Annotated in this window: 22 protein-coding genes and 1 other RNA gene; 12 read left to right on the forward strand and 11 right to left on the reverse strand. The window is 65.8% G+C overall.

The window, feature by feature from the left end:
- The first annotated feature begins 79 nt into the window (after window positions 1-79).
- From ffs to B3098_RS17750, 8 genes are all read left to right on the forward strand, one after another.
- Window positions 80-177, forward strand: an RNA gene (gene ffs, locus B3098_RS17715) — signal recognition particle sRNA small type.
- A 151-nt stretch (window positions 178-328) separates the two neighbouring features.
- A complete protein-coding gene (gene dnaX / locus B3098_RS17720; protein ID WP_286898088.1) occupies window positions 329-2731 on the forward strand; it encodes a DNA polymerase III subunit gamma/tau in 2403 nt (800 codons plus the stop codon).
- A 44-nt stretch (window positions 2732-2775) separates the two neighbouring features.
- A complete protein-coding gene (locus B3098_RS17725) occupies window positions 2776-3102 on the forward strand; it encodes a YbaB/EbfC family nucleoid-associated protein (protein ID WP_056326789.1) in 327 nt (108 codons plus the stop codon).
- Window positions 3103-3123: 21 nt separating this feature from the next.
- Window positions 3124-3732 (forward strand): recombination mediator RecR, encoded by a 609-nt coding sequence (gene recR, locus B3098_RS17730; RefSeq protein WP_175126029.1) that lies wholly within the window; start codon window positions 3124-3126, stop codon window positions 3730-3732.
- A gap of 67 nt (window positions 3733-3799) precedes the next feature.
- The gene (locus B3098_RS17735) at window positions 3800-5074 is read left to right on the forward strand and encodes a CaiB/BaiF CoA transferase family protein (RefSeq protein ID WP_286898093.1); all 1275 of its coding nucleotides are present in this window, start codon (window positions 3800-3802) and stop codon (window positions 5072-5074) included.
- On the forward strand, window positions 5071-6111 hold the full coding sequence (locus B3098_RS17740) for an ABC transporter substrate-binding protein (protein WP_286898095.1): 1041 nt from the start codon (window positions 5071-5073) through the stop codon (window positions 6109-6111). The genes B3098_RS17735 and B3098_RS17740 overlap by 4 nt, the downstream gene beginning before the upstream one ends.
- Window positions 6104-6913, forward strand: a complete 810-nt coding sequence (locus B3098_RS17745) for an ABC transporter ATP-binding protein (protein WP_056570777.1) — start codon at window positions 6104-6106, stop codon at window positions 6911-6913. Before B3098_RS17740 ends, B3098_RS17745 begins: the two co-directional genes overlap by 8 nt.
- 3 nt (window positions 6914-6916) lie before the next feature.
- The gene (locus B3098_RS17750) at window positions 6917-7711 is read left to right on the forward strand and encodes an ABC transporter permease (protein ID WP_175126032.1); all 795 of its coding nucleotides are present in this window, start codon (window positions 6917-6919) and stop codon (window positions 7709-7711) included.
- 25 nt (window positions 7712-7736) lie between these two features.
- On the opposite strand, the gene B3098_RS17755 is transcribed toward B3098_RS17750, so the two are convergent.
- The 4 genes from B3098_RS17755 to B3098_RS17770 form a co-directional block, all read right to left on the reverse strand.
- Window positions 7737-8312 carry a biliverdin-producing heme oxygenase gene (locus B3098_RS17755; protein WP_286898099.1) on the reverse strand — a complete coding sequence of 192 codons (576 nt, stop codon included), beginning with the start codon at window positions 8310-8312 and terminating at the stop codon, window positions 7737-7739.
- A gap of 86 nt (window positions 8313-8398) precedes the next feature.
- Window positions 8399-9031, reverse strand: a complete 633-nt coding sequence (locus B3098_RS17760; RefSeq protein ID WP_218343182.1) for a hypothetical protein — start codon at window positions 9029-9031, stop codon at window positions 8399-8401.
- 10 nt (window positions 9032-9041) lie between these two features.
- Entirely contained in the window at window positions 9042-9398 is a 357-nt protein-coding gene (locus tag B3098_RS17765; protein WP_224776719.1) for a response regulator, read from the reverse strand.
- Between the two features lie 25 nt (window positions 9399-9423).
- A complete protein-coding gene (locus B3098_RS17770) occupies window positions 9424-11613 on the reverse strand; it encodes an ATP-binding protein (RefSeq protein ID WP_286898101.1) in 2190 nt (729 codons plus the stop codon).
- Window positions 11614-11710: 97 nt separating this feature from the next.
- On the opposite strand from B3098_RS17770, the gene B3098_RS17775 reads away from it, so the two are divergent.
- Window positions 11711-12238, forward strand: a complete 528-nt coding sequence (locus tag B3098_RS17775; protein ID WP_279972413.1) for a carboxymuconolactone decarboxylase family protein — start codon at window positions 11711-11713, stop codon at window positions 12236-12238.
- Between the two features lie 38 nt (window positions 12239-12276).
- Here B3098_RS17775 and tal read toward each other — a convergent pair whose 3' ends face one another.
- The gene (tal, locus tag B3098_RS17780) at window positions 12277-13230 is read right to left on the reverse strand and encodes a transaldolase (protein ID WP_286898102.1); all 954 of its coding nucleotides are present in this window, start codon (window positions 13228-13230) and stop codon (window positions 12277-12279) included.
- A 235-nt stretch (window positions 13231-13465) separates the two neighbouring features.
- On the opposite strand from tal, the gene carA reads away from it, so the two are divergent.
- The 3 genes from carA to B3098_RS17795 all read left to right on the forward strand — a co-directional run bounded on the left by carA (window position 13466) and on the right by B3098_RS17795 (window position 18709).
- Window positions 13466-14620: a glutamine-hydrolyzing carbamoyl-phosphate synthase small subunit gene (gene carA / locus B3098_RS17785; RefSeq protein ID WP_199778184.1), complete on the forward strand. Its 1155-nt coding sequence runs from the start codon at window positions 13466-13468 to the stop codon at window positions 14618-14620.
- 10 nt (window positions 14621-14630) lie between these two features.
- Complete coding sequence (carB, locus tag B3098_RS17790) at window positions 14631-17870, forward strand: carbamoyl-phosphate synthase large subunit (RefSeq protein ID WP_175126039.1); 3240 nt, start codon at window positions 14631-14633, stop codon at window positions 17868-17870.
- Between the two features lie 74 nt (window positions 17871-17944).
- Window positions 17945-18709: an SDR family oxidoreductase gene (locus B3098_RS17795; RefSeq protein ID WP_175138251.1), complete on the forward strand. Its 765-nt coding sequence runs from the start codon at window positions 17945-17947 to the stop codon at window positions 18707-18709.
- Between the two features lie 43 nt (window positions 18710-18752).
- Here B3098_RS17795 and B3098_RS17800 read toward each other — a convergent pair whose 3' ends face one another.
- The 6 genes from B3098_RS17800 to B3098_RS17825 form a co-directional block, all read right to left on the reverse strand.
- Window positions 18753-19397 carry a histidine phosphatase family protein gene (locus B3098_RS17800; RefSeq protein ID WP_239215340.1) on the reverse strand — a complete coding sequence of 215 codons (645 nt, stop codon included), beginning with the start codon at window positions 19395-19397 and terminating at the stop codon, window positions 18753-18755.
- Between the two features lie 26 nt (window positions 19398-19423).
- Complete coding sequence (locus B3098_RS17805) at window positions 19424-20332, reverse strand: LysR family transcriptional regulator (protein ID WP_279972422.1); 909 nt, start codon at window positions 20330-20332, stop codon at window positions 19424-19426.
- 15 nt (window positions 20333-20347) lie between these two features.
- Window positions 20348-21433: an ABC transporter ATP-binding protein gene (locus B3098_RS17810; RefSeq protein ID WP_286898104.1), complete on the reverse strand. Its 1086-nt coding sequence runs from the start codon at window positions 21431-21433 to the stop codon at window positions 20348-20350.
- Window positions 21430-23142, reverse strand: a complete 1713-nt coding sequence (locus B3098_RS17815) for an ABC transporter permease (protein ID WP_286898105.1) — start codon at window positions 23140-23142, stop codon at window positions 21430-21432. The genes B3098_RS17810 and B3098_RS17815 overlap by 4 nt, the downstream gene beginning before the upstream one ends.
- Before the next feature lie 89 nt (window positions 23143-23231).
- A complete protein-coding gene (locus tag B3098_RS17820; protein WP_286898106.1) occupies window positions 23232-24557 on the reverse strand; it encodes an ABC transporter substrate-binding protein in 1326 nt (441 codons plus the stop codon).
- Between the two features lie 116 nt (window positions 24558-24673).
- On the reverse strand, window positions 24674-25114 hold the full coding sequence (locus B3098_RS17825) for a FlxA-like family protein (RefSeq protein ID WP_286898108.1): 441 nt from the start codon (window positions 25112-25114) through the stop codon (window positions 24674-24676).
- Window positions 25115-25181 lie beyond the last annotated feature (67 nt).

The following is a 25181-nucleotide window of genomic DNA, read 5'->3' on the forward strand; positions in this document are numbered from 1 at the left end:
GCCCACATATTGCCCCTAGGGGCCCGCCAGCCGAGAGGCTAGCGAGCGCGCGAAGCGCAGCTCTGCTAGAATCTCGGCTGGCGGGCCCCTTCGCATGGTTCGACGGTGAACCTGGTCAGGTCGGGAACGAAGCAGCCATAGTCGTTTAGGGTCAGTGCCGGAGTAAGGCTCGCCAACCGGATTCTTCAAAGCTGTAGCGTTTGCTACTTCGCTTTCACAGGGGACGGGGTTATTTTCCAAGGATTCGTTCCACGGGAATAAGCCCGTCCCCTTTGCATTCCAGCCCGCTCGATCAACGGGTTCAACAATCAGGCTCTACAATCCAGCCATGACTTATCTGGTATTGGCCCGCAAGTGGCGGCCGCGATCGTTCGATACCCTGGTGGGACAGGATCACGTGGTGCGCGCGCTCACGCATGCGCTCGACACGCAACGCCTGCATCACGCCTGGCTGTTCACCGGCACGCGGGGCGTTGGCAAGACCACGCTCTCGCGCATCCTGGCCAAATCGCTCAACTGCGAAACCGGCATCACCTCCAAGCCCTGTGGCGTCTGCCGCGCCTGCACCGAGATCGATGCGGGCCGCTTTGTCGACTACCTTGAGCTGGACGCCGCGTCCAACCGCGGCGTCGAGGAAATGACGCAGCTTCTGGAGCAGGCGGTCTATGCGCCGGGCGCGGGACGCTTCAAGGTCTACATGATCGACGAAGTCCACATGCTGACCGGGCACGCGTTCAACGCCATGCTCAAGACGCTGGAAGAGCCGCCGCCGCACGTCAAATTCATCCTGGCCACCACCGATCCGCAAAAGATCCCGGTGACGGTTTTGTCGCGCTGCCTGCAATTCAATTTGAAGCAGATGCCGGCCGACTCTATCGTTGGCCATCTGCAGGCCGTGCTCGGCCAGGAAGATGTCGGCTTTGAAATCCCGGCCCTGCGGCTGATTGGGCAGGCGGCGTCGGGCTCGATGCGCGACGCCCTGTCGCTCACCGACCAGGCCATCGCCTACAGCGCGGGCAACCTTACCGAAGATGCCGTGCGCGGCATGCTCGGGACCATCGACCAACGCCATCTCGTGCGCCTGCTGGATGCCCTGTCTTCGGGCGACGCCAAGGGCGTGCTGGCCGTGGCCGACGAACTTGCGATTCGCGGACTGTCGTATGCCGGTGCGCTGGCCGACCTGGCCGTGCTGCTCTCGCGCGTGGCGATCGAGCAGCGCGTGACCGGCGTGACCGCCGCCGAAGATCCGCTGGCCGGCGACATCGCCCGGCTTGCACAGGCGCTGCATCCGGATGCCGTGCAACTGTTCTACTCCGTCGCCGTGCACAGCCGCGGCGAACTGACGCTGGCGCCCGACGAATACGCGGGCTTCATCATGGCGTGCCTGCGCATGCTGGCGCTCAATGGTGACGCCGGCCCGCAGACCGCGCTGGAAGCGCCCGCCGCGCCTGCGCGTCAGACCGCGGAACCCGCGGCGGCCATCGCCGCGCCGGCTGCCGATGCGGTTGGCGCCGCTGTCACCGCCGCCGCAGCGCCTTCGGGCGCGGGTCAGCCTGCCGTGTCTGCGCCCGACGCCGGCGCAGTCGCTCCGCCAGTGTCAGGCGCATCGGTCAACCATGCCGAGGCCGTCAATGCCTCGGCGAGCACCGCCGCCGACGACAATGCGTCGCGCAACGAGGCGCCGGCATCCGCATCAGAGTCCGCGTCCGCATCAGCGTCCCCGTCCGTTGACGCGCCGTCGGAATCTCCCGCCGCCGTCGCTGCCGCACCCGCGCAGTCCGCCGCCGTCGTATTGCCGCAATCGCCTGCCGCGCCCGTCCCGCAATCCGCAGACAGCAGCAGTGTCCCGCCTTGGGAAGACCTGCCGCCGGACGCCACGAATGCAGACGCGGGCGCAGCGACGTCCAATGCACCGACGAGCAACGCTGCAGCGCGCGCCGTAACGGCCGCTGACGCATCGACGCCTGACGCATCGACCGCCGACACCCCGACCGCCGACGCCTCGCCTCCCGACGCCGCAGCGCCTCACGCCCCGACCGCCAAACCGCAAGGCTCCGCTGCCCTGGCCGTGACACCGGCCGCCGCGGCGATCGCCCCGGCATCCGCGTCCGCCCCGGCAATGGGCGACACCGACGGCCCGCCGTCCTGGGTCGACGAAGAAATTCCCTTTGAAGCCGAAGGCGGGTTCATGCCCGACAGCGGTTTCACGTCCGACCCGGACGATGAGTTCGAAACGCTGGCCACGTCGCCCACCCCGGCACCTGCACCGCCGGCCGCCCGCCGCGATGGCCCCGCGCCCGCGCGCAAGCGCCAGTCGCGTGCGCCTCGCCTGACGGACATGGACTCGGCGTCCTGGCCCGAGCTGGCGGCGCGCCTGCCCGTTACGGGCCTGGCATCGGAACTGGCTCGCCAGAGCGAATGGGCTGGCGTACAGGGCGATGCCATCATCCTGCGCGTGGCCGTCAAGACCCTGGCCGAAAGCGAAAGCCGCGTGCGCCTCCAGACCGTCCTGTGCGAACATTTCGGGCAGGGCATCCGGCTGGACGTGCAGGTCGGCGTCACCGGTGACGCCACGGCGTATGCCGTGGCCCAGGCCGAGAGCGCGGCGCGCCAGCTCGCGGCCGAAAACGCCGTCGCCGACGATCCCTTCGTGCAAGCGCTGCTGTCGGATTTCGGCGGCCATGTCGTTGCTGGCTCGATCCGCCACGTTGATTCAGCGGCCGCCGCCTGACGCGGCGGCCAACCTCATTCCCCTCGTTCAAGGAAGCTCCCATCATGATGAAAGGACAACTCGCCGGCCTGATGCGCCAAGCGCAGCAGATGCAGGAAAACATGAAGAAGGCGCAGGACGCGCTGGCCGACATCCAGGTCGAAGGCGCCTCGGGTGGCGGCCTGGTGAAGGTCACCATGACCTGCCGCCACGACGTCAAGCGCGTCGAGATCGACCCGTCGCTGCTCGCCGACGACAAGGACATGCTGGAAGACCTGGTCGCCGCCGCGTTCAACGACGCGCTGCGCAAGGCTGAAGCCACGTCCCAGGAAAAGATGGCGTCCGTCACCGCCGGCATGCCGCTGCCCCCGGGCATGAAGCTGCCGTTCTGATTGCCGCTGCCGTAGGTTGCAATGGATCCCTTACTGCCCGAACCCGAGCCGCTGGTCTCGCTGATCGAAGCGCTGCGGCGCCTGCCCGGCGTGGGCGTGCGATCGGCCAGACGCATGGCGTATCACCTGTTGCAGCATGATCCGCAAGGCGCGGATCTGCTGGGGCGGGCGCTTGCCGGCGCGGTGCGGGATCTGAAGCACTGCGCGCGGTGCAACAGCTTTTCCGAAGACGAGGTCTGCGCCACCTGCTCCAATGTCAAGCGCGATCCCTCGCTGCTGTGCATCGTCGAAACGCCGGCCGACCAGAACATGATCGAGTCCAGCCACGGTTACCGTGGCCTGTATTACGTGCTCATGGGCCGGGTCGCGCCGCTGGAAGGCATCGGTCCGCGTGAACTGGATTTCGAGCGCGTGATCAAGCGCGCGACGGATGGGGTGGTGCAGGAAGTCATCCTGGCCACCAACTTCACGGCCGAAGGCGAGACCACCGCGCATTTCCTGGGCGAGGCCCTGGGCGAGCGCGGCCTGCGGGTCACGCGCCTGGCGCGCGGCGTGCCTGCCGGCAGCGAGCTCGAATACGTCGACGCCGGCACCATCGCCTGGGCGCTGATGGAGCGCAAGACCACCTGACGCTCGCGGTACCAGAACGCCCGCCGGCAACGTATCGGCCGGGCAATCAATGTGAGGAAGACAATTCATGTCAGCGCTGACCGGACTGAAAGTCCTGGAACTCGGCATGCTTATCGCCGGCCCATTCGCCGCGCGCATCTTCGGCGAATTCGGCGCCGACGTCATCAAGGTGGAGACCCCGCACGGGCCGGACGGCACGGGCGGCGGCGATCCCATCCGCAGTTGGCGCCATCTGCACGAGGGCAATTCCCTGTGGTGGACGGTGCAGGCCCGCAACAAGCAATCCATCGCGCTCAATTTGAAGGACCCGCGTGCGCAAGAGATCGCCCGCAAGCTGGCGCTGGACGCCGATGTGGTGGTCGAGAACTACCGCCCCGGCGTCCTGGAAAAGTGGGGGCTCGGCTTTGAGCAGCTGCGCGCCATCAATCCCGCGCTCATCATGGTCCGCCTGTCCGGCTACGGCCAGACGGGCCCCATGAAGGATCAGCCCGGCTTTGGCGCCATCGGTGAATCCATGGGCGGCCTGCGTTACGTGTCGGGCCACCCCGACCGCCCGCCGCTGCGGGTCGGCATCTCCATCGGTGACTCCATCGCGGCGCTGCACGGCGTGATCGGCGCGATGATGGCGCTGCGCCATCGTGACGCCACCGGCGGCCGCTGGAACGGCAAGACGGGCGACGAATGCCAGGCAGGGCAGGGCCAGATGGTTGACGTGGCGCTGTACGAAGCCGTCTTCAACATGATGGAGAGCCTGGTCCCCGAGTACGACGTGGCTGGCGTGGTGCGCGAGCGCACCGGCGGCGCGCTGCCGGGCATCGTGCCCTCGAATACCTACACCACGCGCGACGGCCAGAACATCGTCATCGCCGGCAACGGCGACGCGATTTTTCATCGCCTGATGCGGGCCATCGGCCGTGACGATTTGGCCGAGGATCCGGATCTGGTGCGCAACGACGGCCGCGCGCGGCGCGTTCAAGAGATCGACGGCGCCATCCAGCAATGGTGCGACGGACGCGACATTGAAGCGGCGCTCGAAGCCCTGAAGCGCGCCGACGTGCCGGTCGGCAAGATCTACAGCGTGGCCGACATGTTCAGCGATCCGCAGTTCCTTGCGCGCCGCATGATCGAACAGCATCGCCTGGCAGACGGCAGTCCCGTCAAGCTGCCGGGCGTGGTTCCCAAGCTATCCGAAACACCTGGCCAGACGCGCTGGGTGGGCCCGAAATTAGGGGAACATACCGAGGAAGTCCTGAAATCGCTGGGGTATGATTCAGCGGCTATCGACGAGCTGGCGAAGACCGGCGCTATCGGAATATCCGACAACCAGGAGACAAAGCAATGACAGTCACCCGCCGTGAACTGCTCAAGATCGCCGGCGCTGCCGGCGTTATGAGCATGGCCCCTGCCATCGTGCGCGCGCAGAAGCTTGAAAAGACCAAGGTCCAGATCGCAGTCGGCGGCAAGCCGCTGATCTATTACCTCCCGCTGACGATTGCCGAGGTGCGCGGTTACTTCAAGGACGAAGGGCTGGACGTCAGCATCGCGGACTTTGCCGGCGGCTCCAAGGCCCTGCAGGCCGTAGTGGGCGGCAGCGCCGACGTGGTCTCGGGCGCCTTCGAGCACACGCTGTCCATGCACTCCAAGGGTCAGGCCTATCGCGCCTTCGTGCTGCAAGGCCGCGCGCCGATGATCGGCGTGGGCGTCTCCAAGAAAAACATCCCGGGCTACAAGGGCGCGGCTGACCTGAAAGGCAAGAAGATCGGCGTGACCGCGCCGGGCTCGTCCACCAACATGGTGGTCAGCTTCTTCCTTGCCAAGCACGGCCTGAAGGCCTCCGACGTGTCCTTCATCGGCGTGGGCGCTGGCGCGGGCGCGGTGACTGCCGTGCGCAGCGGCCAGATCGACGCCATCTCCAACACGGACCCGGTGGTCTCGATGCTGGAAATGCCCGGCGACATCCAGATCATCGTCGACACGCGCACGCTCAAGGACACGCAGGAAATCTTCGGCGGCAACATGCCCGCCGGCTGCCTGTATGCGCCGCAGACGTTCATCGACGCCAATTCCAACACCGTGCAGGCGCTGACCAACGCCATCGTGCGCGCCGACAAGTGGATTCAGAAGGCCGGCCCCGAGGAAATCGCCAAGGTCGTGCCCGAAACCTACCTGCTGGGCGATCCGGCCATCTACAAGGCCGCGCTCGGCAAGAGCATGGAAGGCCTGTCGCCGGACGGCATGATCCCCGAAGACGGCGCGGCCACCGCGCTCAAGGCGCTGGCCGCCTACCAGGCTGACTTCAACGGCTCAAAGGTCGATCCGTCGAAGGTGTGGACCAACGATTTCGCGCGCCGCGCCAACGAGAAGTATGCCAATGGCTGAAGCCGCGCTGTCGCTGGAAAACATAAGTTGCACCTTTGTCTCGCGTGACGACCGGTCGCAGCGCTACACCGCGGTCAGCGACACGACCCTGGCCATCGCGCCGGGCGAGTTCGTGTCCGTGGTGGGCCCGACCGGTTGCGGCAAGTCCACGTTGCTCAACGTCAGCGCCGGCCTGTTGGCGCCGTCGTCGGGGCAGGTGAAGGTCTTTGGCCAGCCGCTGGTTGGCATCAACGAACGTGCGGGCTACATGTTCCAGGGCGAGGCGCTTCTCCCCTGGCGCAGCGCGCTGGACAACGTCATCGCCGGCCTGGAGTTCGCCAACGTACCCCGCGCCGAGGCGTTGGACCGCGGACGTGAATGGATGCGCCGCGTCGGCCTGGGCGGTTTCGAGGGCCGATATCCGCATCAGATGTCGGGCGGCATGCGCAAACGCGCCATGCTGGCGCAGACGCTGATCCGCGACCCCGACATCATCCTCATGGACGAACCGTTCTCGGCGTTGGACATTCAGACGCGTCAGCTCATGGAGAACGAGGTCCTGGACCTGTGGATGGCCAAGCGCAAGGCGGTGCTGTTCATCACCCATGACCTGGACGAAGCCATCGCCATGAGCGACCGCGTGATCGTGCTGTCCGCCGGTCCGGGCACCCATCCCATCGGAGAATTTGCCATCGATCTGCCGCGTCCGCGTGACGTGGCCGAAGTGCGCATCGACCCGCGTTTCGTCGAGCTGCATGCCGCCATCTGGGGCGTGCTGCGCGAGGAAGTGCTCAAGGGCTATGCCCAACAGAAGCGAGCCTGAGCCATGCCCAAACTGAACAAATCCGGTTCCGGCAGCCTGCGCGTCTGGCAATTGCTGCTGCTCGTCATCATCCTGGCCGTCTGGCATTTTGCGTCGCGCGATCCGAAGGTCGCCTTTTTCTTCGGCGAACCGCTGAAGGTGTGGGGGCGCATCTGGGCGTGGTTCGTCACCAACGCCGACATCTACAACCACTTGGCCGTGACGCTGACCGAGACCGTGCTGGCGTTCTTCATCGGCACGATCGCGGGCCTGGCTTTCGGCTTGTGGCTCGGGCTGTCGCCGCGCGCCAGCGCAATCCTGGATCCCTACATCAAGGCAGCCAACTCGATGCCGCGCGTCATCCTGGCGCCCATCTTCGGCATGTGGTTCGGCCTGGGCATCTGGTCCAAGGTGGCGCTGGCCGTGACGCTGGTGTTCTTCATCGTGTTCTTCAACGTCTATCAAGGCGTGCGCGAAGTCAGCCCCACCTTGCTGGACAACGCCCGCATGCTGGGCGCACGCAAGCGCCAGCTGCTGCGTCACGTGTACCTGCCGTCGGCTACGAGCTGGGTGTTCTCCAGCCTGCACACCTCGGTGGGTCTTGCGTTCGTGGGCGCGGTCGTCGGCGAATACCTGGGGTCGGCAAGCGGCGTGGGCTATCTGATCCTGCAGGCCGAAGGCACGTTCGACGTGAACACCGTGTTTGCCGGCATCATCGTGCTGACCGCCTTTGCGCTGATCCTGGACACCATCGTCGGCGTTGGCGAGAAGCGCTTGATGAAGTGGCAGCCCAAGTCGGGCGAAACCGAAAAGCTGTAATCCGCCTTGGGTCGCGCTGCCGGGCTCAGGCCCGGAGCGCGCCCTGGCTGCGCAGCCAGGCGGTCAGGCTGTCGAAGGCGTCGCGGGCGCCTTGCAGCGCCTGTTCCTCGCGGCCCGCCGCGCCGGCCCCGCTGTCCAGGTACAGCAGAAATTCCTTCCACAGCGGTCCCACCTGCTCGCCATACCCGCGCAAGTAGCGCTGGGGCAAGTCGGGCGCCACCGCCTGCAGGCGCTTGGCCAGGAAACGGCCGCCCAACTGCGACCCTTCGACAACGTACGCGACGCCTAGTGCGTAGGCGTCGGGCGCCTCTATCTGCGGCGGCTGTGCGCAATGCACGACGGGCGCGGGGTCGCCCGCCGCCTTCAGGTCTTCATGCAGCCAGGCGGTCTTGCCGGCCCGCTCAGGGGCGCGCAGCGACGCCGGCCAGTCCAGTTGCCAGAGCTGTTGCTCCAACGGTTCCAGCCATCCCAGCAGCGCGCGCAGATAGGCCAGATAATGGCCGCGGTCGACATGGTCTTCGGCCAGCGCCAGACCCTGGTCCAGTGTTTCGTGACGTTCGCGGGTGCCTTCGCGCAGCACCTGATGGACGGGAGAAATCATGGGGCTCGTGACGTGAAGAGTTGGTGGAACGGTTAAACCGGCGACATCAAGCCGGTGATATTACGGCGGCGGGTTACGGCGGCGGGTTACGCCGGCAGATGCAGCGACCAGCAGCGATCCTGACGCTCCAGCCGCCAGCCCGAAGCGGACGCCAGCAGCTCGATTTCCTGCGGATCAAAAGCCGGCGGCTTGTCCGAGGCCGGTGCGCCTTCGGGCACGCGGGCACGCCACACGCCGGGCTCGGACGCGTCCACTTCGAGCTGCGCATCCGCGGGCACCAGCGGCAACAGGCACAACAGCCATGCCAGGACCAGATATCGTGTGCTGAACAACGGCACGTCGGCGTGCGCCACCTGCTCGGGCCAGCGGATGCCGTGGCTCGCCAGCAGCAGGTGCGAGAACATCAGTTTGCGGCAGTCATGCAGCAGGTCGCCGCTGGACGTCATGGCGCCGCCATCGCTCAGCCAACCATCCAGCTCGCGCACCACGCCCACGCTTTCGTCGAGCATGTCGGAAAGATCGCCGGCAAGCCGCTCGCAGCGCTGCTGGACGGCTTCGCCGGTGGTGCCTTCAGGCGCCTGGCGCAGCATGGCGGCCGCGAGCGAGGCGCTGGACAGCGGGCCCAGCACTTCATGGCGCAGCACGGGGAAGATCTGGCTGAGCACCTTGAGCTGCACGCCCTTTGCGGCCAGCAGGCCAAGGGTGTCGGATTGCATCATGAAAGAACCGTCAGTTGGCCTCGTGCAGAATGGCCAGGAGCGCGTCGGGGTCCGCCGGCTTTTCGATCCATCCAGTGAAGATGCCGTTGATGGCATCGCGTCGTTCGTGCCGCGCCAGGCCGCTCAGCGCATAGATGCGCGGCGGGTTGGCGCGTTCGCGCAGGCGCTTGGCCAGCTCGTAGCCGTCCATGTCGGGCAGCAGGATGTCCAGCAGCACGGCATCCGGCGCGAACGTGTTGACCAGCTCCAGGGCTTCGGCCCCGGTGGCGGCGCACCGCGTCTCCAGGTTTGAAAGCGCCAGGAACTCGGCCAGCAGTTCCGATCCCATTTCGTTGTCGTCCACCAGCAGGACCCGCATGGCGCGCACTTCGTTCAAGTTATGTCTCCCAGGTTCAAGAGGGGGTTGCTTCAGGCATGGCGCGGGGCAGCGTGACCGTGAAGATGACGAGCCCGTCGCGGCATTGGACGGCAATGTCGCCGCCGTGGTCGCGCACGACCTGCTCGGCAATGTACAGGCCCAGCCCCAGGCCGGAGCGGTTGCGCGACTGGCCCACCGATTCCGGCTTGAAGGGCGAGAACAGGTGCGCGAGCACGTCTTCGGCGATCGGGCCGCCATGGTTGATGACGCTGAGCGTAATGCCGTCATCGGTTTTTGCGGCGGTCACCATGATGGGCTGGCGGGGCGCGCCGTGCTGACGCGCATTGCCCATCAGATTGGTCACCACCTGCGCGATACGGTCGGTATCGGCCATGAGCATCAGGCCGTCCGGCACGTCGGGTTCGATGCGCAGGCCGGGGTAGGCCTGGCGCTTTTCCTCGATCAGGCCGTTCACCAGTGCCGACAGGTCGCACAGCCGCTTTTCAATGCCCAGCCCCAGGCCGCCTTGCAGGCGCGACAGGTCCAGCACCTGCGATATCAGGCGCTGCATCCGGCCGCTGGAATAGCGGATGCGCTCGCCCATGCGCGCGCCGGTATCGGTGCGGGACAGCAGGGTCGCGGCCATGGAGATGGATTGCAGCGGGTCGCGCAGGTCGTGGCCCAGCATGGCCAGCAGCGCGGTGCGGGCGCGGTCGACGTCGGCGGCGCGGCTGGTCGAAATGTGCGAGAGCTCGTCACGCAGGTTGTCCACGGCCTCAAGCTCCCCAGGCAGCCAGGGAAGACAGACTCCGCGTACGACCTCGCGCCAGGCTTCGAACGAGCCGCGTGGGGTCAGCCGCGGGCCGAGGCTGCCGACCGCGTACTGCTTTTCCGGCTTGCCGCCCCACACGAGGGTCTCGATCTGCTCCTTGCGCAACCAGACCAGCCAGCCATTGTTCATGGGGTCGAACTTGCACGCGAGCAGGCCCGCGTACGGGACGATTTCGGTCTGCAATTCGGGGTAGTCGCGCGCGATGTTGGTGGTGTGCACCACGCGCTGTCCGCTCTGGTCCAGCGCGTTCAGGATGCCCGCCAGTTCGCCGCGCGGCGCAATGCCGCCAAACACTGTGACGCTGTTGCTCCAGAGGCACAGCGCGGCATCGTTCGGGACCAGCGACGCCGGCGTCTCACCGCCCTGCGACAGCGCCTGATGCACGTTTTCAGAGGCCGACACGCGCTCGACAAGCTTGCTGACCAGCGCGGCGTTCTGGCGGGACTGCTCGGCCCGCTCATTGGCTTCGATGCCGGACACCGTGGCTGCAACGACCTGCGCCATCGCCTCGCACGCCAGGCGGGCGGGGTAGGGCACGGCCCGCGGCGTGTGATGGTGGCAGGCGATCATGCCCCACAGGCGCCCGCCGATGACCAGCGACAGGCTCATAGACGCCCGTACCCCCATGTTCGCCATGTATTCCAGGTGAACGGGCGACACGCTGCGCAAGACCGAGAAGCTCAAGTCGAGCGGTTGGGAATCCGGCGAAGGGGCGCTCAGCACGCGCACCGGGTGGTAGGTCGCATCGGCGATCAGGCGCAGGGTGCTTACCGTATAGAGCCGGCGCGCCTGCGCCGGAATGTCGCCGGCCGGATAGCGGCGGCCCACCCAGTCGTCCAGGTCGGCGCGTCGCTGTTCAGCCACGATCTCGCCGCTGTCGTCGGGATGGAAGCGATACGCCATCACCCGGTCAAAGCCCGTGGCGCGCTGCACTTCGCGCACCATGCTGTCCAGGAGCGCGGGAATGTCACGCTGCCGGCGCACGCGCTCGATGCTGCGGTAGATGCGCTCGGGCGCGGCAATGCCGACGCCGTCGGCCCGGCGCTCGAGTTCGACAATCGTCAGCCCATCGACATTGCGATGGCCGATCACGTCATAGGTGGCGCGATCCAGCGTGATGGTCAGCGGATCGAAAATGGGGTCGGGGTTACCGAGCCACGTGGACAGGCAGTACGCAAGGCCCGGCGGCAACGCCTCAGGCGCGCAAGGCTGGTCCAGCGTCAGGCAGGTGTCGAGCAACTGGGCGGCATTCTCGCTGGCGTAACGCAGCGTGCCGTCGGGATCGAACGCGAGCAGGGCCCCCAGCGGCTGGATGGCGCCCGGTATGTGTATCGGTTCGCTGTCGCAATTGGCGAGAGTGAGTTGGGGGTAGGATTCGGTGGGCGCATTCATGCGAGTGAGATACCGTGGACGCGCAAGTGTGTTGCCATTATGTCAAAGATATTGTGAGAATGTGTGCATTTGCTGCCCCCTACCTTCCGGAGTTCGCATGGCCCGTTTGCCCTACGCTGATCTGACTCATCCCGAAGCACGGCCCCTGGTGGAAAACATTGTCGCGCAGCGGGGCAGTGTGTTGCATCTGTATCAGATGCTGCTGCACAGTCCCGCGGTGGCCGGCGGCTGGCTGAATTACCTGACGTCGATCCGGCAACTCAGCACGTTGCCGGGCGATCTGCGCGAGCTCGTCATCATGCGGGTGGCGGCCATCAACGGAGCGCCCTACGAGGCCGACCAGCATGCGCCGATCGCGTTGAAGGAAGGCGTATCCCCGGCGCAGCTGGACGCGCTGGATGCGTGGGAAACCTCGGGTCTGTTCAGCGAACGCGAACGGGCGGTGCTGGCCTACACGGACGCCATGACGCGTCACGTGCAGGTTCCCGAGGCGGTGTTCGACGCCGTCCGGGCGGCCATGGGGTCGGAAAAGCTGGTGGTCGAGCTGACGGCGACAGTCGCCGCGTACAACATGGTATCGCGGTTCCTGGAAGCGCTGCAGGTGCACTCTCACGATCACCGCTAGGCAAGGGCGCGCGGACAGCAACCGCGCGCCGCATTGACTCAGCCTCGCTGCGCGTCGATCAGGGCGTCCAGCTTGATGGCGTCGGCCACGAACAGGCGGATCCCCTCGGACAGTTTTTCGCTGGCCATCGCATCGTCGTTGAGCAGCGTGCGGAACGTCACTTCGTCCGCGCCGATGCGCGCAATGTCGCCGCGCGTGTCGTCAGCGCGAAGCTGGGCGGGCGCGTCGCCTTCGGTGGCGGCCAGCTTGTTCAGCAGGTCCGGACTGATCGTCAGCAGGTCGCAGCCGGACAACGCAAGGATCTGACCCACGTTGCGGAAGCTCGCGCCCATGATCTCGGTCGGGATTTCAAAGTGCTTGTAGTAGCGGTAGATATTGGTGACGGACTGAACCCCCGGGTCACGCGCGCCCGTGTTGTCGTCTTCGACCCAGTTCGCGCCGGCCGATTTCTTGTGCCAGTCGTAGATGCGGCCGACGAAAGGCGAAATGAGCTGCACGTGCGCATCGGCGCAGGCGACCGCCTGGGGCAGCGAGAAGAGCAGGGTCAGGTTGCAGCGGACGCCCTCAGACTGCAAAACCCGGGCGGCCTGGATGCCTTCCCAGGTGGACGCAATCTTGATCAGCACGCGTTCGCGCGGGATGCCGGCGGCTTCGTACAGGGCGATCAGGCCGCGGGCGCGTTCGATGGTGCCGCGGGTGTCAAAGGACAGGCGGGCGTCCACTTCGGTGGACACGCGGCCCGGCACGATGTCCAGGATCGCGCGGCCGAAGGCGACCAGCAGGCGATCCATGAGCTCGGCGGTGGAGGCGCCGCGGTGTTCCCGCGCGGTCTTTTCCAGCAGCGGGCGGTAGGCGTCCTGCTGGACGGCCTTCAGAATCAGGGACGGGTTGGTGGTCGCGTCGGTGGGACGCAACGCCTTCATGGCTTCGAAATCGCCGGTGTCGGCAACAACGGTGGTGTGGTCACGCAGGGCGTCAAGTTGGCTGGGCATGGACTTATACGACTCGCAGCTGGCTAGGGTTGAAGGTGCTGCTAGCGTATCACCGACGCTGCCAGGCCGCAGTCCGCCGCAAGGGCGAGGGGCGCTGATTGCAGGCCGCGCAACGGCGCGGCAAAACGGCCGAAAAACCCGGTTTCGGCCTTATTTGGCGCGGTTCTCCGGGAAAAACGGCCGCTCGAGGTATAATCCGAAGGTTTGATTATCGATTCTAAAACCGGGGTTTACTGTGCTGCCGCAACTCTTTCCCGAGGGGATCAACCGCTTCCCTCCTGCAATTCTGGCTCTGGCGGACGGTACCATTTTTCGAGGCGTGTCGATCGGTGCGCCTGGCCATACCGTTGCCGAAGTGGTGTTCAACACCGCGATGACCGGGTACCAGGAAATTCTCACCGATCCCAGCTATAGCGGTCAGATTGTCACGCTGACCTATCCGCACATCGGCAACACCGGCGTCAACGCCGAAGACGTGGAATCCAATCGCGTCTATGCCGCCGGCCTGGTGGTACGCGACTGCCCCGCCCGCGTGTCGAACTTCCGTTCCACGCAATCCTTGCCCGACTACCTGACCGAGCAGGGCATCGTTGCCATTTCCGGCATCGACACCCGCAAGCTCACGCGCATCCTGCGCGAAAAGGGCGCCCAGGGCGCGTGCATCTTCGTGGGTTCCGACGCCGAGCGCGCCGTTGAACTCGCCCGCGGCTTTCCCGGCATGGCCGGCCAGGATCTGGCCAAGGTCGTGTCCATCAAGGAAAGCACCGGCTGGACCGAAGGCACCTGGCAGCTCGAAGGCGGGTTCACGTCGCCCGACCAGTCCAAGTTCCACGTGGTCGCCTATGACTACGGCGTGAAGAGCAACATTCTGCGTCTCCTGGCCGACCGTGGCTGCCGCATCACGCTGGTGCCGGCCCAGACCTCCGCCGAAGACGTCTTCAAGCTCAATCCCGATGGCGTGTTCCTGTCCAACGGCCCCGGCGACCCCGAGCCCTGCGACTACGCCATCGACGCCACCCGCGCCTTCCTGGACAAGAAGCTGCCGGTGTTTGGCATCTGCCTGGGCCACCAGATCATGGGCCTGGCGGTGGGCGGCAAGACCGTCAAGATGAAGACCGGCCATCACGGCGCCAACCATCCGGTGCAGGACCTCGCGTCCAAGCGCGTGTTCATCACCAGCCAGAACCACGGTTTCGGTGTCGACGCAGCCAGCCTGCCCGCCAACGCGCGCGTGACGCACGTCTCGCTGTTCGACGGCACGCTGCAAGGCTTCGAGCTCACCGACCGCCCGGCCTTCTGCTTCCAGGGTCACCCCGAAGCCAGCCCGGGTCCGCACGACATCCTCGAGCTGTTCGACAAGTTCATCAGCCTGATGTCCGGCCAAAAGTAAAGACTGCATCATGCCCAAGCGTACAGACCTAAAAAGCATTCTCATCATCGGCGCCGGCCCCATCATCATCGGGCAGGCCTGCGAATTCGACTACTCCGGCGCGCAAGCTTGCAAGGCGCTCAAGGCCGAGGGCTACCGCACCATCCTGGTGAACAGCAACCCGGCCACGATCATGACGGACCCGGAAACGGCCGACGTCACCTACATCGAGCCCATCACCTGGCAAGCCGTCGAAAAAATCATCGAGCGTGAAAAGCCCGATGCGCTGTTGCCCACGATGGGCGGCCAGACCGCGCTCAATTGCGCGCTGGACCTGGCCCACCATGGCGTGCTCAAGAAGCACAACGTGGAACTCATCGGCGCCAACGAGCACGCCATCGAAAAGGCCGAAGACCGCCAGAAGTTCAAACAGGCCATGACCGACATCGGCCTGGAATCGGCCAAGTCGGGCGTCGCCCACAGTATGGACGAAGCCTGGGAAGTGCAGCGCCGCATCGCGGCCGAAGTCGGCACCTCCGGTTTCCCCGCGGTCATCCGCCCCAGCTTCACGATGGGCGGTTCGGGCGGCGGCATTGCCTACAACGCCGAAGAATTCGAAACCATCTGCCGCCGCGGCCTGGAAGCCTCGCCCACCAGCGAACTCCTGATCGAAGAGTCGCTGCTCGGCTGGAAGGAATTCGAGATGGAAGTGGTCCGCGACAAGGCGGACAACTGCATCATCGTCTGCTCCATCGAAAACCTGGACCCGATGGGCGTCCACACGGGCGACTCCATCACCGTCGCGCCGGCCCAGACGCTGACCGACAAGGAATACCAGATCATGCGTAACGCATCGATCGCGGTATTGCGCGAGATCGGCGTGGATACGGGCGGCTCGAACGTGCAGTTCGCCGTCAATCCCAAGAACGGCCGCATGATCGTCATCGAGATGAACCCGCGCGTGTCGCGTTCGTCGGCGCTGGCATCCAAGGCCACCGGTTTCCCCATCGCCAAGGTCGCCGCGCGCCTGGCAGTCGGCTACACGCTCGACGAGCTGCGCAACGAGATCACCGGCGGCGCCACGCCGGCTTCGTTCGAACCCACGATCGACTACGTGGTCACCAAGGTGCCGCGTTTCGCATTTGAAAAATTCCCCACCGCCGACGCGCGCCTGACCACCCAGATGAAGTCCGTGGGTGAAGTCATGGCCATCGGCCGCACCTTCCAGGAATCGTTCCAGAAGGCGCTGCGTGGCCTGGAAGTGGGCGTCGACGGCCTGAACCAGAAGACCACCGACCGCGAAAAGCTGCAGGTCGAGCTGGGCGAACCCGGTCCGGAACGCATCTGGTACGTGGGCGACGCCTTCGCGCAAGGCTTCACGCTGGACGAAGTGCACAACATCACGCACATCGACCCGTGGTTCCTTTCGCAGATCAAGGAAATCGTCGACATCGAGCTGGCGCTCGAGCAAAAGACGCTGGCCGACCTGGACTACGCCACGCTGTTCGAACTGAAGCGCCGCGGTTTCTCCGACCGCCGCCTCGCGTTCCTGCTGGATTCCTCGGAATCCGAAGTCCGCAAGCTGCGCCACCAGCTCAACGTGCGTCCGGTCTACAAGCGCGTCGACACCTGCGCCGCCGAATTCGCCACCCGCACCGCCTACATGTACTCCACGTACGAGGAAGAGTGCGAATCCGCCCCCACCGATCGCAAGAAGATCGTGGTGCTGGGCGGCGGCCCGAACCGGATCGGCCAGGGCATTGAATTCGACTACTGCTGCGTGCATGCCGCGCTGGCGCTGCGTGACGACGGGTACGAGACCATCATGGTCAACTGCAACCCGGAAACCGTGTCCACCGACTACGACACCTCCGACCGTCTGTACTTCGAGCCGCTGACGCTCGAAGACGTGCTGGAAATCGTCCACAAGGAAAACCCGGTCGGCATGATCGTCCAGTACGGCGGCCAGACCCCGCTGAAGCTGGCGCGCGCCCTGGAAGCCAACGGCGTGCCCATCATCGGCACCAGCCCCGAATCCATCGACGTCGCCGAAGACCGCGAGCGCTTCCAGAAGCTGCTCAACAAGCTCGGCCTGCGTCAACCGCCCAACCGCACCGCGCGCACCGAAGGCGAAGCCCTGGCCCACGCCACCGAAATCGGTTATCCGCTGGTCGTGCGTCCCAGCTACGTGCTGGGCGGCCGCGCGATGGAAATCGTGCACGAGCAGCAGGACCTCGAGCGCTACATGCGCGAAGCCGTGAAGGTCAGCAATGACTCGCCCGTGCTGCTCGACCGCTTCCTGAACAACGCCACCGAAGTCGACGTGGACTGCCTGGCCGACGGCGAAACCGTCTTCATCGGCGGCGTCATGGAACACATCGAGCAGGCCGGCGTGCACTCGGGCGACTCGGCGTGCAGCCTGCCGCCGTACTCGCTGTCGGCGGAAGTCATCGCCGAGATCAAGCGCCAGACCACGATGATGGCCAAGGCCCTGAACGTCAGCGGCCTGATGAACGTGCAGTTCGCCATCCAGGGTGGCGACGTCTACGTGCTGGAAGTGAACCCGCGCGCCTCGCGCACGGTGCCTTACGTCTCCAAGGCCACCGGTTTGCAGCTTGCCAAGATCGCCGCGCGCGCCATGGCCGGCCAGACCCTGGCAGCGCAAGGCATCACGAAGGAAGTCGTGCCGCCTTACTTCTCGGTCAAGGAAGCCGTGTTCCCGTTCGTGAAGTTCCCGGGCGTGGACACCATCCTCGGTCCGGAAATGAAGTCGACCGGCGAAGTGATGGGCGTGGGCATGAGCTTCGGCGAAGCCTTCGTGAAGTCGCAGCTTGCCGCCAGCGTGCGCCTGCCGGAGTCCGGCACGGTGTTCATCAGCGTCAAGAACCAGGACAAGGCCCGCGCCGTTGAAGTGGCTCGCGGCCTGCACACCCTGGGCTTCAAGCTGGTCGCCACGCGCGGCACGGCCGCCGAGATCGAAGCGGCCGGCATCCCGGTGCAGGTGGTCAACAAGGTCAACGAAGGCCGCCCGCACATCGTCGACATGGTCAAGAACGGCGAAATCTCGCTGGTCATCAACACTGTCGAAGAGCGCCGCAACGCCATCGCCGACTCGCGCACCATCCGCACCCAGGCGCTGGCCGCCCGCGTGACCTTCTTCACGACCATCGCCGGCGCCCGCGCCGCGGTCGAAGGCATGCAGTATCTGCGCCAGGGCCTCGGCCTGCAGGTGTACCCGCTGCAAGAGCTTCACGCTTCCCTGCAGAAGTAAGCCGGCAGATCACAATTAGGGCACGCGAAAGCGTGCCCTAATTTTTTGCAACGCGACAACAGGCAGGTCAGGACATGGACAAAGTCTTCATTACCGGCGCCAGCAGCGGCCTGGGGCGCGCCCTGGCGCAGCAGTACGCAGCCAAGGGCGCCACGCTGGGCTTGCTGGGCCGCCGCGAGGAAGCGCTGCGCGAACTGGCCGCCAGCCTGCCGGGTGAGCATCGCTGCTATGCCGTGGACGTGCGCGACCGCACGGCGCTGCACGCCGCGGCGCAGGACTTCATCGCGTTCTGCGAGGGCAGGGTGGATGTGGTCATCGCCAGCGCCGGCATCAGCGCCGGCACGCTGACCGACCACGGCGAGGATTTCGACGTCTTCAAGGCCATCGTCGACACCAATCTTCTGGCCACCGTGTCTACGTTCGAACCCTTCATCGCGCCGATGCGCGCGGCGGGGGCAGGGCGCCTGGTCGGGATCGCCAGCGTGGCGGGCATACGCGGCCTGCCCGGAGCCGGCGCTTACAGCGCGTCCAAATCGGCGGTGGTGACCTATTGCGAAAGCCTGCGGCTGGAACTGGCCGCGCAGGGCATCAGCGTCGTGACGATCGCGCCCGGCTATATCAAGACGGCGATGACGGCGCATAACCCGTACTCGATGCCCTTCCTGATGGAAGCCGACGCCTTCGCCACCCGCGCGCACGCGGCAATCAGCCGGGGGACTAGCTACACAGTGATTCCGTGGCAAATGGGCGTGGTAGCCAAGCTGATGCGGCTGCTGCCCAATGCCGTCTACGACAGGCTGGCCCGCAACGCCCCGCGCAAGCCGCGCAAGACGGTGTGAGGCCAGCCGTCCGGCGCGCGCCGGACGGGGGCAGGCATGTCCCTCAAGGCACCACGTCGTCGCCCACTTCGGCGGCGATGTGCGTCACGTCACCCCAATCCAGCACTTCCCATTTACGGCCGTCAACGCCGACGCGGTTGATGCTGACATTGAGCAGGGCCGCGTCGCGCGGCGCATTCAGCGGCACGCCCGATGCATGGCGCCAAATGATGTCCAGCACGCCGCCATGGGTGAACATCAGGATGCGCTCGCCCTCATGGCGGCTGGCGATATCGTCCACGGTGCTGATGACGCGCGATTGAAACTGCCCGAGCGATTCGCCGCCGTCCAGTGGGCGCAGCGGATCGCGGCTCTTCCATGCCGCCGCGGCTTCCGGCGCCAGGACGTCGATGCGCTCATGGTCCAGGCCTTCCAGCACCCCAAAGCCCCGCTCGCGGATGCCGGGTTCCACGCGTACACGCAGGCCAAGCTGCTCCGACACAGGCACGGCCGTCGCGTGCGCGCGTTGCAGGTCGCTGCTGTAGATCGCGTGGATCGGCGTGTGCTTGGCCTCTTCGTGCAGGCGCGCGGCCAGCAGGCTGGCCTGGTTGACGCCGAATTCGTTCAGGGGGATGTCTTGCCAGCCTTGCAGGCGCCGCTGGCGATTCCAGTCGGTTTCGCCGTGGCGGATGAACCAGATTTCAGTCATTGCAGTCTTGTTGCGGGGATTGAGCCTTATGCCTGGACCGGCGCGATGGGCGCGCGCGGCTTCCAGATGGCTTGAATGATCGAGCTTAACGCGACCAGCGCGGGCTCGCTAGCGCGTTCGTAAGGCAGCATGAAGCCCAGCACCGCGTCGACGCGCGCCTGGCCCCACACGATGAAGTCGCTGGACGCGGCACCCGCCAGCGCGGTTTCCTCGCGGAGCAGCGCGCAGCCCGCGCCGGCCCGCACCAGCGCGTCCAGGTTGGCCTGATCGTCGTTCTGCATGACGATGCGCGGCGACAGCCCGTGGCGCTCGAACATATCGCGCAGCAACAGATGCGTGTGGCTGCCGGACGGACCGTCCAGCCACGGCAGTTGCGCCACCTCGCGCCAGCCGCCGCGTTTGAGCACCGCCGCGTGCTCGGCGGGCATCGCAATCCGATAACGCACGCTGCGCAGCGGCTGCCACAACACGCCGCGCGGCGCGTTGGCCGCGATGGTCAGCGCGGCGGGCAGGCGGCCGGTACTGACCTGTTCGGCCAGCGCCGCAGCGGGCTGGGTCTGGGTCTTCAGTTCAACCAGCGGCAGGCGCTGCGTGACGGCCGAGGCCAGCTCCCCCAAGCGCAGGAAATCGGGCTTTTCGCTGGGAACACCCAGCTCGACAACGCCATGCAGATTGCCCTGCAACTGCTGGGCTTCGGACTTGAATTGCGCGCCCAGCACCAGCAGCGATTCCGCCGTCGGCAGCAGCACTTCGCCCGCCTTGGCCAAGGCAAGCCGGCCGCCGCTGCGGTCGAACAGCGCGACGCCCAGGCTCTGCTCCAGCGCCTTGATCTGCGCGGTCACGGCGGGCTGCGTCAACGACAGCGCCTCGGCCGCCTTCGTCAGGTTGCCCAATCGGGCAACCGTGACGAAGGCGCGGATCTGGTAGATTTCCATGGCCGCGAGTGTAGGTCAGGCGGCCAGCAGCCGCACCTGTGTCGGCTCCAGTCCCACCGACACCGGCGCGCCCGCCGGAAACGGCGACAGGCCGGCCAGATGCGCCTGATCGGCCGTCAGCCGCTGCTCTCCAACCTGCACCTGATAGCGCGTGAATTCGCCCAGAAACTCGCTGCTTTCCACGACGCCCGGCAGCCAGACATAACGCGCATCGCCCAGGCCATCCGCCATCTCGATCTGCACCGTGTGGGGCCGAAAGCTCGCCGCCAGCCGCGTGGCTGCGGGCGCCTCGCCCGTCAGCGGCAGGTGCAGGTCGCCCACGCCGTCCACCGCCAGCGTCACGCTGCTGCTGGTGCGCTCGCGCACATTGCCTTCCAGCACATTCATCGTGCCCACGAAATTCGCCACGAAGCGGTTCACGGGGTAGTCGAACAGCGTGCTCGGCGCGCCGATCTGCTGCACCACGCCGTGATCCAGCACCGCCATCCGGTCGGCGGTGGTCATCGCTTCTTCCTGGTCGTGCGTGACGAAGATCGTCGTGATGCCCAGGCGGCGCTGCAGGCTCAGAAGGTCCTGGCGCATCTGCACGCGCAGCTTCTTGTCCAGGTTGGACAGCGGTTCGTCCAGCAACAGCACCTGCGGTTCGATCACGATGGTGCGCGCCAGCGCCACGCGCTGCTGCTGCCCGCCCGAAAGCTGGTTGGGACGCCGCTTGGCATATTGCGACAGCCCCACCAGATCGAGCGCGGCTTCCACCTTGGTGCGGATCTCGGCGCGCGGCAGCTTGCGCTCGACCAGGCCGAACGCCACGTTGTCCCACACCGTCATGTGCGGCCACAGCGCATAGTTCTGGAACACCATGCCGATGTTCCGATGCCAGGGCGGGGTCCCGCTGATGTCCTTGCCGTCCACCAGCAACTGGCCTGCGCTGTGGCGGTTGAATCCCGCGATCAACCGCAGCAGGGTGGACTTGCCCGACCCCGACGGCCCGAGCAGCGCGAAGAACTCGCCCGGCTCGATGCTGATGCTGACGTCCTTCAGCACTTCGGTCTTGCCGTACGAGAGCTGGATGTTGCGGCATTCGACGCTGACTTTCTTCATGCGGATTCCCCTTCATTGCGCGCCGGTTGCTGGCGCTTCGATGCGCGGTCCACCAGCAGGTGCGATACGTAAGTGCCGATACCCACGGCGACCACCGCCAGGACGCCAAGCGCGGCGCCCGGTCCGCGGCCCGCCGCGCTCTGCATGTACAGATAGATGCCGTAGCTCATGGGCGCCTGGCTGTCCTTGGTCACCAGCATGATGGTGGCCGACAGTTCCACGGCGGCCGTCACAAAGCTGGTCACGAACCCGGCCAGCATGCCGCCCGCCATCAGCGGCACCACGACGCGTCGGATCGTGCTCATGCGCGTGGCGCCCAGCGACTGGGCCGCCTCTTCTAGCGACACGTGGATCTGCTGCAACGCCGCTACGCACGAACGCAGCGCGTACGGCAAACGCCGCACGGAGTAGGCGAGCATGATGATGATCCAGGAGGACGTCAGCATCGTGCCCGTGCCAGGCAGCTCGATGCCGCGGAAGGTGCGCAGAAAGCCGATGGCCAGCACGATGCCCGGAATCGCCAGCGCTGCGGACGCCAGAAAATCCAGCCACTGCCGTGCCGGCAGCCGGGTGCGCAGCATCAGGTAGGCGATCGCGGTGCCCAGGATCACGTCGATGCCCGCGGCAAGGCCGCAATACAGCAGCGTGTTGGCGATCATGCCCTGCGATTCCGAGAACACGGCTGAGTAGTGGGCCAGCGTGTACCCGTCCGGCAGCGGCGCATAGCTCCAGACGCTGGCCAGCGACAGCAGCAGCACGCCGATGTGCGGCGACAGCACCAGCAGCAGCACCAGGATGATCCAGCCATACGCCAGCACGCTTTCCATCGGACCCAGCTTGCGCGTCTGGATGGAATTGCCGCCCTTTTGCAGCGTGGAGTAGTCGCGTCCCTTGAGCACGCGCGCCGACAGCCACAGCGCCAGGATCGAAAATCCCACCATGATCACGCTGATCACATAGCCCAGCGGATCCTCCAGCCCCACCTGCGTGATGCGCAGGTACGCTTGCGGCGCCAGCATGTTGGTCGTGCCCAGCACCAGGGGCGTGCCCAGGTCGTCGAACACCTTCACGAACACCAGCGACGCGCCCGCCACATAGCCGGGCAGGGCGAGCGGAAAGATCACACGCCGGAACAGCCGGAACCCGCGCGAACCCAGGTTGAAGGCCGCTTCTTCCATGGCCCCGTCGATGTTGCGCAGCGCCACCACGAGGTTCATCAGGATGAACGGGAAATAGTGGATGGCTTCCACGAAAATGACGCCATTCAGCCCTTCCATGAACGGAATCGTAAAGCCGAACCAGTCATTGAGCAGCAGGTTCACGCTGCCCGAACGGCCAAAGATCAGCTGCATGGCCACCGCGCCCACGAAGGGCGGCATGATGAGCGGCAGTACGCCCAGCGTCTGGATCAGCAAGGCGCCGCGAAAATCGAAGCGCACCGTGAAGTACGCCAGCGGCACCGCGATCAGGGACGCGATCAGCGCCGACCAGCCCGCCACGTACAGGCTGTTGAAGAACGCTTCCCGCATCAACGGCTGGTTGAAGAAGGCGCCGAAGTGACCGGTGGTGAAGCTGCCGTCGGCATTGACGAAGGCGCTGTGAAAGACCGTGCCCACAGGCACGGCCAGGAAAAGCAGCAGAAAGCCGAACACCAGCAGCGCCGCCAGGACGGGGCCGGCGGGCAGGCGCGAATGGCTCGAATGATTCATCGAGAGTCCCGAAAATCGTTGCCAGAAGACAGGCGCGATCCACGGCGGGCGGGGCACGCCCGCCTGCCGTGTTCAGCGCATTCAGACGATCAGAGCGCGGCGGCTTGCCGTGCCAGCTTCACGGCTTCTTCGTAGTTGGCGCGCGCGCGGCCATTCCACTCGCCTTCAAGCTGCGTGATCTGCTGGTTGACGGCCGCGTCCTTCTTGTTGCCGGCGAAGATCGCCAGGAACGCGGGGTCGGCCGCCTTCTTGCTGTCGATCAGCGGCGCCCAGGCCAGCTTGCGTGCCTGGTCCAGCAATTCGGCTGCCTTGCCGCTCTTGGCCTTGTCGCCCAGCTTGGCCTCGGCGTCGTAGATGGCCTTGGTGGCCGCTTGCAATTCCTTCAGCCGGAACGTGACGGTCTGGTCGTACAGCGATTGCACGACGTAGTAGCGCGACTGCGACAGGTCCGCGTCGAAATGAACCTTGCTGCGCTTGGCGATTTCCGCCGGGTCGGGATAGCCGGGCGGAATCTTGCCGGCCAGCGCGGAGTAGGGCAGCACCGGCAACCGCGAGATCTTCGGCTCCAGCAGCAGCTCCTGGCCCGCCTGGCTCAGCGTGAAGGCGATGAATTTCTTGCCTTCCTCGCTATTCTTGGCGCCCTCGATCAACGCGATGTTCGCCGGGACGATGGCGGTCTCGGACGGATAGACGAACTCAACGGGGAATTTGGAGTACTTGCTCGACAGCCCGAAGAAGTCGATGACCGGTCCGGCGCCGAACTGGCCGTTGTTCACGCCGTCGGGCACGCCGAACGAGCGCTCGGTGACGGCGCTGCTGTTGCCCGACATGCGCAAAAGCGTGTTCCAGCCGTCATCCCAGCCTTCGCCTTGCAGGATGGTTTCCACGGTCAGGTGCATCGTGCCCGAACGCGAGGGCGACGTGATGCCCACGTGGCCGAACCACTTGGGCGACAACAGATCCTTCCACTCGACGGGCGCGGGAATCTTGTGCGCCGCGATGTACCGGGTGTTGTAGATAATGCCGTAGCCCGCCAGCGCCTGGCCCAGATACATGCCGCCCGGATCGTTGATGGGATAGCTGCCGATCTTGTCCGGCACATCCTTGTTCGCGATGTCGGCCGACTTGGCCAGCAGCTTGTCGCGTCCCAACACCTCGAACGCATCGGGCGCGCTGGCCCAGAAGACCTCGGGGCGCTGACCCGCTGGCGTCTCCCGCACGAAGGCGATCCCCGACACCGTGTTCTTGTTCAGGATTTCCAGCGTGATGCCGGGATTGGCTTTCTCGAAAGCGGTCTTGTAGGCCTGGGTCAGGTCCTTGGGGAACGACGTGATCACCGTGACGGTGCCGGCCAGGGCCGGCGCCGCGCAAACGGCCAGCAGCGCCCCGGCAAGGGCTGTGCGCATTGCGTGCATGGTTTGTCTCCGTGGTTTTAGATTTGTCTGGAGACAGTACCGGCACGCCCGCCAAGCGTCCAATCAGAAATTTTGATGCGCGCCATCAGTGACGGCGCCGCGATGCTCGCCCGGAATCAGGCCGTGGCCGACACGCCGCCGCCCTGAGACCCGCCGCTGCTTTGGGCCGCACGCGCCTGCATTGCCAAGACTTGTGCGATCTGCCCTTGGATCTGCACGGCCTGCGCGTTCAGCGCCATCACCTGTTGCGCCTTCATCTCGGCCGACATGCCGCTCGCCTGCACCTTGGCGATCTGGTCCATGATGCGCTTGAGCTGCTTCTGCAACTCTTTGATCTGGCGGGTGTATTCGTCTTCGTTGTCGGTTTCTTCCGCAGCCTGCGCGGTCGCCACCTTGCTGGCGCCAGGCGTATTGACGCGGATCTTGCCTTCAGCGGTCACCGAGACGGCCTCCTGCCCCGAGGCATTTTTCGCTTCCTTGTTGGCCTGAATCTTTTCGGCCCACATGTCGGCAAGGCTGCCGATGCGGGAGGTGCCGCTGATGCTGTTGATCGCCATGACTGTTCCTTTGCCTGGGGATTTCGGGGTTTCCTCTAGTACGGCAATCCGGCGGCAAAACTTAAAC

It is taken from the genome of Achromobacter sp. UBA2119 (assembly GCF_002331005.1).
Lineage (GTDB): Bacteria > Pseudomonadota > Gammaproteobacteria > Burkholderiales > Burkholderiaceae_B > Achromobacter > Achromobacter animicus.